Here is a 12086-nt window from a genome sequence, read left to right as displayed (position 1 = left end):
CAATGGGCGGTTGATCACAAATTTGTTCGCAGCATCATTGAGACGCCGCGTTGTCTTGCGGTCGATTCATTGCAGCCGCCCGGAAACCCATGCGTGCCTCTTTGGCGGCCATTTCCTTGCTCGGCTTCTTCTTCGGTGGTCCGTTGGGGTTGGTCATTTCGAGAAAGACTTTTTTCGCTTCCCATGCCAGGAAGATCGATGGCACCGAGGCCGTCCATGCTTCGCTGTCGGGCCAGCCCAACCAGCCGGTAGCCATGCCGTAAACCTCATCGACATAGCTGCGATTGGGGTCAGACTTTACTTTTTTGGGGCTTTCGTCGACGCCTCAACAGCCGCAGCGGCGAGGTCTTCTGCGCTCTTCGCGGCCGGGTTGAGCAGCGCCACAACATAGTTGATCAGGGAAGGCGTCACCTCACCGATGCCGAAGTCGTAGATTTCTTCTTCCAGAGCTTCGACTTCCTTCGGCTTCAGCGTCAGGTTTGCGCCAGCGATGATGACTCGTGCTGCGGCACCCAGTTGCAGCTTTTGCAGTTCCTGCAAGGCTGGAGAAATGCCGCCGAAGAAACGCTCAATGGCGCGCACCGCCTTCAGGTTGAAGCTCAGGGTGTAAATTTCGGTGCCGACTTCAACGTCAACGGTGCCGTAGTTGGTCTTGGACATGGTGAGGTATTCCTGAAATTAAGAAGGGAGGAAACGCTGCGCAGCCGAACGGCCGCGCAGTGAAGCGATCAGCGGATCAAGGCGCGACAGGCACTTCGTAAATCCCGGAGTTGATACCCACGGTCACGTTGCGCTTGATCACGTCTTCGGCACCGCCCACGCCTTTGCGGGAGCTCATGACCTTGACGGCGAAGTAGTCGACCAGGCCGTCGACGTACTCAACTTTCACCGGGTAATCGAACTGGGAGCGATCTTTCTGAGCAGCGACCAGAGCCAGCTGGCCAGCGTCACCAGCGTCAAAGCCGATGGCGAGCTCAACCGAACCGGCGTCAGCCAGGCCTTTCAAGTGGCGGGTACGGGAGTCAGCCAGGGCCGAAAACGTCACATCGCCAACTTCGTCGCCGTAATCGCCGATGTTTTCCAGTTCGCCCACTTCAACGTAAGTGATGGCGGCCAGCAGCGTGATAGCGGCGGAATCCAGAGCCGGAAGTTTTGCCGAGAGACGCGGACCAATGGAAAGTCGCGTACCGGCAGCGGTATTAACAGGCATGGGTAGTCCTCCTGAGGACAGGTGATATAGCCGCAGCGCGGCCGGATTGGCGGAAATTAGTGCTGGGTGATGATGCGGAGCGTGACGGATCCCATGAAGGTGACGCCGCCCTGATCGCGGGTTGCTTCTGTGCGGATGACACGGACCGATACGGCGTTGCCTGTGCTCAGCGGCAGCTTGATCTCGTCCAGAGCGGCAGAAATTTCGCTGTTGATGCGTTTCACTTCGGCTTGGCCTTTGTAGGTCGACCAGACGCTGAGGTAGAACAACCGGTTTTCACGCTTTTTGCCTGAAATTGGCGATGCGTTGTCGGCAGTTTCGTAATCCAGCGTGACATAGGGGTAAGCGGTACCAGCCAGCACGGAATCGAACACCGGCACGGTGAGGCTCGCTGTCAGTTTGTCGAATAGCGCTTTTTGCAGCGCCAAACTTGGGTCGCTCATTTTGTCTCCGCCGCTTTTTTGAGCGTGCTGGCAACTGCGCGCTGGATCAGCTGGATGATCTGCTCGCGATTCAGGTCATAAGATGGACGAAGCCACGGATGCGACGGGCGCGCCGGAACGGACGTTTCACCGCGGGTGTAGCCCTTCGTCCCGTATTCAAGGAACTTGGTGTAAAAGTAGCGGCGGTTGTCCTTTTTCCCACGTAGGCCGATCTCCGCGTCAAGCCCGCTCTTCGAGACGAACGCTGTCAGCGCATCCCCAGCATCACCGGTGTCACGCCGAATCAGGAATGTCTGAGTTTGGAGCACCAAATTAGCCGCCTGGACCATCGCTGGTCGCAAATCGCTTTCAATTTGGTTGCCGATCCGGCGCAGGAGCCCGCGCAATTTGAAGTCACCCTGCACGCCCGAGCGCCGGGCCATGATCAGACCGTCTTCTTGCGGATTGTTGGAGCCAAAGCATCGGCAGCTAGCTCGACTACAGCAAGAGCAACCTCCTCCACCGCACGGCGTCCGATCAGATCGGCGCCGGTGGCAGCGTCCACAACAAATTCTTCGCCAGGATCTTTTACGTCCATCGGGCCAGAGATTCGCGACAATGCTCGTACTTTCATGGTGATTACCTCAGGGATGTGGAACGTTGGAGCAGAGCAGTCGAAGCATTGAGCGCTCATTGTCGAAAAGCGCTGCATCGACCAAGTAGGTCGTACCGCCGTGCACTATGCGAACACCTGCCACCAACTGGGCGGCAGGCCGGACGCGAATTTCGGCGGTCACCAGGCTGTCCAGTTGCTGAGCAACCGCTGCGGTATGGCCCGTGGGCATGGTGATCTCAGCCCAGACCTTTCTCAGTTCTGCCCAGGCCTCTTTATAGCCACCGAAACCATCTGGTACCTGTGTAGCATGCTGCACTGTGCAGTGATGTCGAAGCGGACCAGCTCTCATCAGACCCCCCAGCCCACGCGGTAAGGCGTTAAAAGGGCGCGCGATCCCATTGGAAGTTCGCTTGAGCTAACGCCGACCACGACGTCTTCACGATTGGCATACAGACTGCCTAGAATCAGCAGGCATGCCGCCCGGACTGAGGGGTTGATCAGGATAGGATCCGCGCCGCCCGACCCATCCAGAACTGCTGTAGCGAGTAGCGCCTCGTCCGCATAAAAGCGACGGTTCAGGAACTGGGAAGCGCTATCTTCGGCAGCCGCCAGCAGCAATTCGACATGACTACGATCGTCGTCGTCAGCGCGAACATGCTGCATCGCTTCATCCGTGCTGATCGCGCTCATGTCAGGCCTTCGGTTTTTTGTCAGTGGCCAGGCCCGCCGCGATGAGCGATACGGCATCATGTTTCGGCGATTTGTAACCAGAACCACCGGCGCGGCGCACTTCCTTGCCGTCCAGATAACTGCGCAGCGGGTAGATCATGAGTTCGCCCTTTTCGTCCACGGCGATATCTGTATCTGCCTGTACACCGGAGGAAGGGTTTTTGCTGGTCGTAATCGTTGCAGCGGCTCCATCAGTACCGGTGGTGGAAGGCGCTGCGCCTGCAGACTGCTGACCAACTAGAGCAGTGCCGGTAACACCGTCAGCTTGAGCGACCGGCGCAGTAGTGCCGGTTGGCGCTGTCGCAGAAGCCGTATTGGCCGGATCGATTGCGGTCGTACGTGCCATGGTTGTATCTCCTGAATCAGTGAGGCCGCCCGGAGGCGGCGCTCTGCTTGCGATGGGTTAGACGGCAGTCAAATCACCGGTGACAAAGGCTTCCGGCCGATACACAGCGAACGCTAAGCGCTCTTCCGCACGAATCGACACCATGTTGTTCTCGAAGTCCTTGTCGTTCTCGGTGGAGACCAACACTTCGATGCCCATGCGGTCGTAGATCTGCGCGGCCAGGCTGAACGCGCCAACCAGGAACTGGTCCTGAACGATGGCCTGCGTCTCCACAACCGGCAGATTCCACAAACGTGGAGCGGTGCCCTCCTGAGGCTTGCCGATGATGTAGCGGCCTTCGCCGTCCTTCAGCAGTTCAATGGCCGCCCAGTCGATCGGGTTGAGGACGATGCCCGTCGACGGGAACTCAGCGAGCATGGCCTGCAGCAGCGCCAGGCGAATGCGGTCGATGCGTTGCTCGGCTTCGACCACGATGCCCGCCGGCGGCGCGTATGCCTGGGCCTGTGGGATGATGCCTTTCAGGTTGTTACCAGTGCCGTTGCCATAAAGCAGCTGAGCTTCCTCAGCCAGCAACAGGCCGTAGCGAGCACGAGCGTCGATGTAGCTTTGCAGTGCTGCTGCATCATCGAGGATCTGGCGGCTGCCCTTGAAAAGATGCGCGATGGTGCGCACGTTCGCGTTTTCAAGCGCGAAGGTGAGTTCGCTGTAGGGCTTGGCCAGGCCTTCACCTACGATCGCTGCATTGTTGGTGAAGCCAGTTTCACGCACGTACTCCACGGCGTTACTGCCCGTGGTGCCCGGCGCGACCAAGTCACGGATGGTCAGGCGACGCTGCGGAGCGAGAATTACGCCGACGCGCTCAGTCTGGACCAGTGCGCCGCCCGAGGTAGGTACCGATGTGATCGCGGCGCGAGGCACCTCAACGCGACGCGAGCCACGGAAAGAGCTGGTCACGCCCTCCTCGGCCATCTTTGTCGCGACCAGGTCGCCAGCGGAGTGCTGCACGCTCGGCTCATGCTGCTTGCCAGCGTTCACCAGCTTCTGCTCAGCATCCTGCATACGGGCCTGGAGTTCACCCTGCTTCATGAGCAGTTCGTCCACCTTGCCACGAGTTTCAGCCTGCATTTCGCCGGAAGCCTTGATTTCCTTCTCCGTGCGCTCGGCGTAAGTTTTGATCTGATCGCCGACGGCTTTCAGGTCGGCCTGGGTTTGCTTCTGGGAAGCTTCGATTTGTGCGTAATCAGGAGCTGGCATGGTGTGGTCCTTTCAGAAATGAAAAAACCGCCTCTCGGGCGGTTGGTAGTCGATTGCTGTTTCAGTCAATCAGCGGTTAGGGAAGAGTCCCCGGAGCGCGGACGCCTGATTTGCGGTTTCTTCAAACGCGGATACATCAAGGGCAGCGCTGGGCATGCCCGGCACGACAGCGCGAAGCGTGTCGCCGCCGGCAGCGCTAGACGTGCCGGTCTTGATTTCAGAAATGAGTTTGCGACGTTCGCTGCGCGGCATACCGGACTTTGCCAAAGCGGCGTCCAACTTGCGGGCCGACTGGGTTTGCGAGTTATCTTCGCTTGGCGCTTGCTCGACCTCAGCCGCTGAGATCAGGCCGGTGGCGAATCCCTTCTCGACGGCGTTGGAGCCGTTCATGTAGGTCTCAGCGTCCAGCATCTTCTCCACGGCTTTTTCGTCTTGCCCGCTAGTATCGGAATACAAGCTGATCATCGCCCGGTCGAACTCTTCCATGGTGTCAGCCAGTTCGCGAATCGCATGCCGGTTCCCGGCGTAGTAGGTCCAGCAGTTGTGAATCATGAGGAACGCAGTTTTGGCTACTTCCCGCTTGGTGCCGGCCATTGCGATGACTGAAGCAGCCGAAGCAGCCAGGCCAAGCACCTTGGTAGTGATTTCTTGCGAGTGCTCGAGCAGGCGGTTGTAGATAGCGATGCCCTCGAACATGTCGCCGCCCGGGGAGTTGATGTAGACCGTGACCGGTTTGTCGCCAATCGCCCGCAAGGCGGCGTCAACGCGCTTGAGCGTAACCCCGTCCCCGTACCAGTCTTCACCGATGATGCCGTACATGGTGATGGTATCAGTGCCGGATTCCAGTGCAGCACGAAGGTCCGGGTTCCACATATCGAGCGCACGAGGGCTCAGCTCACAACGAAAGCTGCCGGCCTTGATATTTAGCTGCATGGTCACTCCTGGTTCTGGCCAAGCCAGTTTTTTAAAGCGGCCTGCGCGGCCTGGCTATCCGTGGACTTGCCCAGCTGATCGATCGGGGCCAAGTTGGTCTGCACGGTGAGTACCGCGGCGTTTCCGCCGTGACGAGGTAGGTTTTCTTTAACCCGGCATTCATCCCGAGTCATGATCCCGTTTTGGGTCATTTGGCTGTACCAAGCCGATCGGCCCGCGCTATCAGCCTTGAGAAATGCTTCCAAGGAAAATTCCGAGTAATAGGTCTGCCGCTCCACCGGCGTTAATAACCGTTTGTTCACGCACTGCTGAATCTGGTTGGTAATGGAGCTGATACTGAATGTCAGAAACGCAATCATCTGCTGTTCTAAACCGGTTCCCCAGTTGCTACCGGCGTCAGTTTTACCCACCATCCAAGGGGGCACGCCGAACCAGCGGCACACCTCTTCAATGCTGTAGCCCCTCGATTCGAGCAACTGCGCATCCACTGGATTAATCCCGATGGACTCGGGCGAAATACCCTGCTCAAGCACCGGAGAGCGGCCTGCGTTTAACGCGCCCGATATCTGCTTCACGTACTCGCGAAATTCATCCCGCTGTTCCGGCTTGAGTATCCGGTCAACCTTGAAAGCCACGGCTGGCAGCAGTCCGTTCTTGAACGTGCCATTGGCGGCATCGTCCGCGGACATTGCAGCGCCGAAGACATCTGCGCCGTAACGGATGGCTGAGAGGCCTACCCGCCCATCAAGGCTAAATGCCGGAATGTGCAACATGTTCTGCCGCTCGATCTGACGCCGAGCACCCTTCCGAGGGCGGTACCAGTAAGTGATTCGTCCGTCGTCGTCAACATCCAGATCCACACGAGAGGGCAGGAGAAAATCCAAGGCAACGATGCGAGAACCGATACGCAGAATTTCCGCAAAGGCGTTTCCGCGCAGCAGCATCGCCGCCACCATAGCCTGCCAAAACTGAAACGCGGTCATGTCTTCGTTGGGGCTGTTGTGGATCACGTCGTACAGACCGAAATCACGAGCATCCCTGCGGCCCCCATCGGCTTCCCGCCGATAGACACCCAGGGGAAGACCAGCGACCGACGTCGAAATGATCCTCACGCAAGACCAAACCGCCGAAAGCTGCATCGCGTTGTCGACGTTGACTGTCTTGCCCGAGCTGGACTGACCTCCGAGAAACTGGCTCCAGAAACCGCCATCACTCAGCTTGATGGACTTCCCGAACCATCCGCCAAGCGAAGCGCTGGGCTTTCTTGCGGCGCGGCCTACCACCGCCGATAAGGATCTAGTCACCGGTTAGCCCCTTGCGCAAAAACCCAGCAATGAGAAGCAACGAGGCAGCCCCCGCCAATAATGCCCAGCCCAAGCCGAACAGGACGTGCACGCCGGCTGTTGCCAGGGCAAACCCCGCCAAGGCCGTCAGGATAAAAATGAGCAGTGGGTTCATACGATGATTGGATTCCGAATGGCGGCCATGAAGTCGTCATTCCCCCGGCCTTCGGGGTTCAAGGAAATCAGGGTCACTGCGTTGAATAGGGCCATCAATGGATCGATCTTGGCCGACCCGCTGGCTTGCTTGGTGATCAGTATGGAGTTGGCCCGAGGCTCGACTTTAGCGTTGCCAACACACCAGGCCATCATCGGGCGCCCGGCGTGTTTCATTCCGCCCTCAGCCAGTTTTCGTTCGGCAGTTTTGATCGCCCCGCCAAGTTTCCAGCCCTGACTGATCGCAACGATTTTTTCTGCAGGGATCTCCCGCTCGATCATGGCGTCGTAAATCGCGCCGATACCCACCGGGTCAACACCGACCTTGTCGAGCAGGCCCGAAGCCTCGATCTGTTCGACAAGGTCGGCAACATCTGCAACGTCGTCGCCAATGCGGATGGACAACGTCAAGTCGCCATCTTTTTCGAAATCGTGGAACCGCGGCGCTTCGGACTTGCGGCGCTCGAGCACTGAGGGGTGCGCCCAGGCATGCGTCCAGACCAGCCAATCACGAGTTCGCTTGTCGCGGCCAACAGCTGCGAACCCCAACAAGTCATCTAGGCCGCCGCCATCGATACCGACGTCTATGACCTCCGACATCGCGATGAGCATGTCGAGTGTCAGTACGGGGACCGCTGCCGCTGCCCAAAAATCCGCGCCAGCCCATCGGTCCGAGCGTAACGCCAGGCCGATCTCGACGTTCAGATGCTTGGACATAAAGCCCAGCACTTCCGCTTCACCGGCCTCCTCGGCTTTTTTCATTTCCCGGATGAGAAACTTCTCACTCACCGAGTACCCCATGTTGGGGTTGGTGATGTAGAAGTTTTCCGGGTTTCGGTGCTCCTTGGCATCCAGGATGCGCTGGGGAAACTCGTAGATCACCGGCAGGAAATTAGGATCGATGATTGTGCCGTCGCGAACGCCCCGGGCGTACTGCAGCTTTTCACGAAACACACCCGCCGGCGGCTGGTCGGATTGGGTGGTCAGGTAAATGACAAACCCTTCCGGCCTTGAGGCCAGCCCGCCGGTCGCTTCTCGCAGCATGTTCGCGGCATGCGGGTTTTTGCCGAACAAATGAAGCTCGTCCACGAGCACAACAGCCGCCTTTTTACCGCCAACGGTGTTCTGATCAGCCGCAACCACCTTCAATGTTGCGCCAGACTCCCGATGCGTGATCGTGCGCAGGTGGTCCTGCACGTGCAACAGAGCCGACAGCTCTTCGTCATGCTTGACCATGTCACGGGCAGGGGCGTAAGCGTTGTTCGCGACCTCAATTGTCGGAGCCAGGATGATGAATTCTGCCGACTGCCTCCAGTTCCTAATCAGGACGGTGAGCATGATTGCTGCGGCGATCGTGCTTTTTGCGTTCTTCTTGCTGATGTCAAGTCTGCTGCTAAGCACCTGAAAACAGTGGACTAACAAGATTACGTAAGGCGTGATACCCCCAGATATACCCCCAGATATACCCCCGTGATATCTTTGATAGACGCTGGCTCAGGTTCGAGACAGGCGGAAGGCTTTAAGCTGGCTAGCGCCTATTTTGAGCCGATTATTCTCAGGATTCGGCGATAGAAAGTATGGGCTTAAAGAGGCCAGCAGCCGAATCATGACCATCAATCTGACATGGAGCCTCGTGATGTCTCTGTTTGAAATCTTCTCGAAACGACAGAAAAGGCTACGAGGTGAGATATCAGATGTTTATCAATATGATATTTTGCCTGACGCCCTGCGTGTGCAGATTGTGCACATAATGCTGGATACGCTGGGCAAACCAAACGATTACGTACCACAGAAACCTTGGGAGTTCATCTGCGAGACCCTTGCCAGGGAGTATGGCGTTTTCTCATTGAATAAATCTCGGTCCAGTCATTCCCATACTTATCATCAAGAGCTGATCGATTTTTTCCTTGAAGTATCTGAGGCTGATAAAGCTCTCGATGTGATAGAGCTATCCTTTCAAATTCTTGACCGACTTGGACGGAAAACCACCTTCAGGAATCAACGCGATGCTGACAGCTTGGTAACCGGGGCTATCCATGAGCTGAACGCACGATTCAAAGAACACTCTGTGGGTTATCAGTTCGAAGCAGGTGAAATCATCCGTGTAGATTCTCAATTTCTTCACGCCGAAGTCGTCAAACCCGCACTTCAGCTACTCAACGCCCAAGGCTTCGCAGGCCCTCAAGATGAGTTTTTGCGCGCACATGAGCATTATCGCCATGGCAACGCCAAGGAAGCGCTTAACGAGTGTCTCAAGTCCTTCGAGAGCATGATGAAAGTAATATGCTTGAGGAGAGGTTGGACCTTGAATGGTAGGGAGACAGCAAGCAACCTGATCAAAATCTGCTTCGATAATCAGCTGATCCCGGTGTTCTGGCAAAGCCATTTTACATCGCTCCGGAGCTTGCTCGAGTCGGCAGTGCCCACAGGTAGGAATAATCTTGCAGGGCATGGCCAAGGAGCTGAGACCACCTCTGTACCCGATCATTTGGTGGCCTATATGCTACATATGACCGGTGCATGCCTGGTCTTTCTAGCTGAGTCGGAGGAAGCGCTTTAAGGAGAGCGCCCCATTCTTGGTTGGCGGACGTTGTAGGAGAGACAGAATCGAACTATACGCTGCAGGTTATGCTCGGGCTGGCTTCTAAGCATCGCTCCTCAGTCTGCGGCCAAGCCTGCCCCAAAGAAGAGAACAACTTCTCTTCAGAAGCAGGTCATCTGATCTATCACTACCTCAATTGTGTAGCGATATTTTTATCTTGGCTTCGTCAATACCGTATCTTTGATGCAGGGCTTTGACCGCATCGTCAATGGAGAGATGAAGCGGTATTACTGAGGGCCGAAGCTTCGCGTGTTCGCCCTCGAAAATCTTCGAAAGCTTTTTCTCTTCGCTTTTATTAATATATGCGATGTCCCCGTTTGCGCCGTCAGTCATGCCTGGTATTTCACCGTCACTATAGACAAAAGCTGACAGCTCTAAACGGAGAGTATCACTGCTTTCATTTGGATAAACTGTCACACTCTGAACTTTACCCAGAAAACGAGCCTTTCCGTTTAGCGTTATCAAAACATATTTTATAGAGGGCACACCGATTCCACTCGGATATCGATCTACCGTTATATACCAATCAAGCCTTATCTGATCTACCTCTTGTATATTGCACCCAACCACAATACCTATCATCACCATTCTCCTCATTTAATTCATTCAGACACCTCAGGCTACCACAGTTTTTTTGAACGGGCCGATTCTTGCGATACATCACAACAATTCTGAGAAAAGCTATATGTAAGCCGTCCGGCTATTAAAGTCGCTAAATCTGCCATGCGCCTCAGCAATCGCGCGTCAACAGACTTTAGGTCAGCATTGAGTTAAAGCGGGGATGAGGGAATCTCCATGACCATACCATCATCACCTTTAAGCGATCGTCTCCTCTGCTCTTCGCGGTGCATTGCAAGTGAGAGATAAATCAAAGACTCTCGCGCCATTGACAGAACTTTCAATGTGCGCCTTGTAAATTCATCAACAGTTATATATGTATGTATTTCTGTACTTTCAACACCGAACGCAAACTCTTGCAAACTTAAAAATCGATGCTCGGCTTTATTCCTTATATCAGACAATTTTTCTGCCTCTGGAAGAGCGGTTGCGACGAACTCAGTATCAAACAAATCACGAGACAGAAAGTAAAGCCCTCTCAACGGCCAGTTTTCTCGATCTATGAAAATCTCGCGCAATGCAAAAGCACCCTTTTTCTCTTCACCCCATAATCTTTTGAAACTTACCTGACTAGGATTTAATCCTACCGAAAAATACTCATTTATAAAAAGCGCGACTTTATCCAAAGTAGAATAACCAAGACGATAAGCGATTTTGATTTGTTCGGTTCTATAACCAAAATAAACCCCGTCGTAGCCGTTCATCAGTAAAGCCTCATTATCTGAAAAGTGTTTGGCTTTGCCGTGAACGGCCTCAAACAGCGAATATCTAGCGCTGATATACTCTTGCTTAAGAAGGTTGAAATAATTGGGGAATCGTGGTTTTTCGTCTAGTGAATATCTGTGACTAGGGAGATGAATTGTGTCCCTAGAAGATATTGAAAGCTGATGCAAATCATTTAAAGGGGATAGAAAAAGCTTGTTATGCAATGCCCATTTTCGATATAACTTCTCATCTCGAGATCGCCCTAAACTGTAACCATCGAGACTGAAGTTTTGGTTGTATTCGATGCCTTTTAATATGCGGTTTGAGGCTTTTTTATAATGGCTAAAGGCAAGCCTAGCGTTCGCGTCCGCCCCGCTCTCCCACAACGCTTTCCGGGAAAGTGCCTTGGTTAGATTTTTCTCAGCTCCAGCTATCAGCACCCCTCCGTGGCCGTAGTCATACAGTGACTGCGCATAATTGAATAGTCCTATCCCTTTGTTGCCTAAGGCCATAGCAAAATTTGGGATCTCGCTGAGTGCTGAGTCCCAATACCTAATTGCTTCAATAAAACGACCAAGGCTATTTAGGACATTTCCAAGGTTGGTGTAGATCTTTGCTTTGAATACTTTGTTGAGACTTGCAAACCCGACACCTGACACAGCTCGGCGCAGACAGAGAACTTCAGAAAGCTTATCTGCCTGATTCCAACTCCATACAGTTTTGTCTTCGCGCAGTGAGGCCAGCACACTGTGACAGTTAGCTTCAAAAAAATATATGAGAGAGTCATTTCCTTCGGGTCCGGCTGTGAGGTTCTCTTTGCATTTATCTATCAGATAATGGAGCGCAATAACGTCCTCCCTATCTGCAGCGGCGTCGATTTCCATCCCCAAACTTGCCAGTATTTCGTCCATGTTTAACTCCTAGTACTCTCAGGCAAGGGGGCATTCTAACAGCGACAGCGAGCCTATCGGATCGGAGCATAAGCGCCAGTTTAGTGTTTGCAAAGCACGAGAGAACAATTCTAGAGCTAGGAGTATGACCTTGCCCCCGAGAAACGTATCCCTTAACCCGGCGTCGGGGTTGAGTATCTAAGGTTGTTGCATTTGCCAGTTCTTCTCGTATTGCATCGGGCTTACGTAAAGCAGAGTCGAGTGC

Annotated in this window: 15 protein-coding genes and 1 pseudogene; 1 reads left to right on the top strand and 15 read right to left on the bottom strand. The window is 54.7% G+C overall.

What is annotated here, in order from left to right; translation table 11 throughout:
- Positions 1-34: 34 nt before the first annotated feature.
- The 13 genes and pseudogenes from ACP7E4_RS19930 to ACP7E4_RS19870 all read right to left on the bottom strand — a co-directional run.
- The gene (locus tag ACP7E4_RS19930) at positions 35-256 is read right to left on the bottom strand and encodes a hypothetical protein (RefSeq protein ID WP_426117284.1); all 222 of its coding nucleotides are present in this window, start codon (positions 254-256) and stop codon (positions 35-37) included.
- A gap of 41 nt (positions 257-297) precedes the next feature.
- The gene (locus ACP7E4_RS19925; protein WP_426117283.1) at positions 298-660 is read right to left on the bottom strand and encodes a hypothetical protein; all 363 of its coding nucleotides are present in this window, start codon (positions 658-660) and stop codon (positions 298-300) included.
- A 76-nt stretch (positions 661-736) separates the two neighbouring features.
- Positions 737-1210, bottom strand: a complete 474-nt coding sequence (locus ACP7E4_RS19920) for a phage tail tube protein (protein ID WP_426117281.1) — start codon at positions 1208-1210, stop codon at positions 737-739.
- Between the two features lie 56 nt (positions 1211-1266).
- Complete coding sequence (locus tag ACP7E4_RS19915) at positions 1267-1653, bottom strand: DUF3168 domain-containing protein (protein ID WP_426117279.1); 387 nt, start codon at positions 1651-1653, stop codon at positions 1267-1269.
- On the bottom strand, positions 1650-2075 hold the full coding sequence (locus ACP7E4_RS19910; protein ID WP_426117277.1) for an HK97 gp10 family phage protein: 426 nt from the start codon (positions 2073-2075) through the stop codon (positions 1650-1652). The genes ACP7E4_RS19915 and ACP7E4_RS19910 overlap by 4 nt, the downstream gene beginning before the upstream one ends.
- Before the next feature lie 2 nt (positions 2076-2077).
- Positions 2078-2266, bottom strand: a complete 189-nt coding sequence (locus ACP7E4_RS19905) for a hypothetical protein (protein WP_426117275.1) — start codon at positions 2264-2266, stop codon at positions 2078-2080.
- Between the two features lie 10 nt (positions 2267-2276).
- Complete coding sequence (locus ACP7E4_RS19900) at positions 2277-2597, bottom strand: phage head closure protein (protein ID WP_426117273.1); 321 nt, start codon at positions 2595-2597, stop codon at positions 2277-2279.
- Positions 2597-2938, bottom strand: a complete 342-nt coding sequence (locus ACP7E4_RS19895; RefSeq protein WP_426117271.1) for a head-tail connector protein — start codon at positions 2936-2938, stop codon at positions 2597-2599. The genes ACP7E4_RS19900 and ACP7E4_RS19895 overlap by 1 nt, the downstream gene beginning before the upstream one ends.
- Position 2939: 1 nt before the next feature.
- Positions 2940-3323: a hypothetical protein gene (locus tag ACP7E4_RS19890; protein ID WP_426117269.1), complete on the bottom strand. Its 384-nt coding sequence runs from the start codon at positions 3321-3323 to the stop codon at positions 2940-2942.
- 57 nt (positions 3324-3380) lie between these two features.
- Positions 3381-4577, bottom strand: coding sequence for a phage major capsid protein (locus tag ACP7E4_RS19885; protein ID WP_426117267.1), 1197 nt, complete (start codon positions 4575-4577; stop codon positions 3381-3383).
- Positions 4578-4646: 69 nt separating this feature from the next.
- Positions 4647-5510, bottom strand: coding sequence for a head maturation protease, ClpP-related (locus ACP7E4_RS19880; RefSeq protein ID WP_426117265.1), 864 nt, complete (start codon positions 5508-5510; stop codon positions 4647-4649).
- A 2-nt stretch (positions 5511-5512) separates the two neighbouring features.
- Complete coding sequence (locus tag ACP7E4_RS19875) at positions 5513-6814, bottom strand: phage portal protein (protein WP_426117263.1); 1302 nt, start codon at positions 6812-6814, stop codon at positions 5513-5515.
- A 150-nt stretch (positions 6815-6964) separates the two neighbouring features.
- A pseudogene (locus tag ACP7E4_RS19870) lies at positions 6965-8386 on the bottom strand (terminase large subunit); the annotation flags it as partial.
- A 226-nt stretch (positions 8387-8612) separates the two neighbouring features.
- Here ACP7E4_RS19870 and ACP7E4_RS19865 point away from each other — a divergent pair.
- A complete protein-coding gene (locus ACP7E4_RS19865; RefSeq protein WP_426117261.1) occupies positions 8613-9566 on the top strand; it encodes an STM4504/CBY_0614 family protein in 954 nt (317 codons plus the stop codon).
- 174 nt (positions 9567-9740) lie between these two features.
- Here the strand turns inward: ACP7E4_RS19865 and ACP7E4_RS19860 are convergent, their stop codons facing one another.
- The gene (locus ACP7E4_RS19860) at positions 9741-10190 is read right to left on the bottom strand and encodes a hypothetical protein (RefSeq protein ID WP_426117259.1); all 450 of its coding nucleotides are present in this window, start codon (positions 10188-10190) and stop codon (positions 9741-9743) included.
- A gap of 188 nt (positions 10191-10378) precedes the next feature.
- On the bottom strand, positions 10379-11842 hold the full coding sequence (locus ACP7E4_RS19855) for an LA2681 family HEPN domain-containing protein (RefSeq protein ID WP_426117257.1): 1464 nt from the start codon (positions 11840-11842) through the stop codon (positions 10379-10381).
- Between the last annotated feature and the right edge of the window lie 244 nt (positions 11843-12086).

It is taken from the genome of Pseudomonas sp. DSP3-2-3 (assembly GCF_049898225.1).
GTDB lineage: Bacteria > Pseudomonadota > Gammaproteobacteria > Pseudomonadales > Pseudomonadaceae > Aquipseudomonas.
The sequence above is the reverse complement of the archived record's forward strand: the minus strand, read 5'-3'. Positions and strand labels throughout refer to the sequence as shown.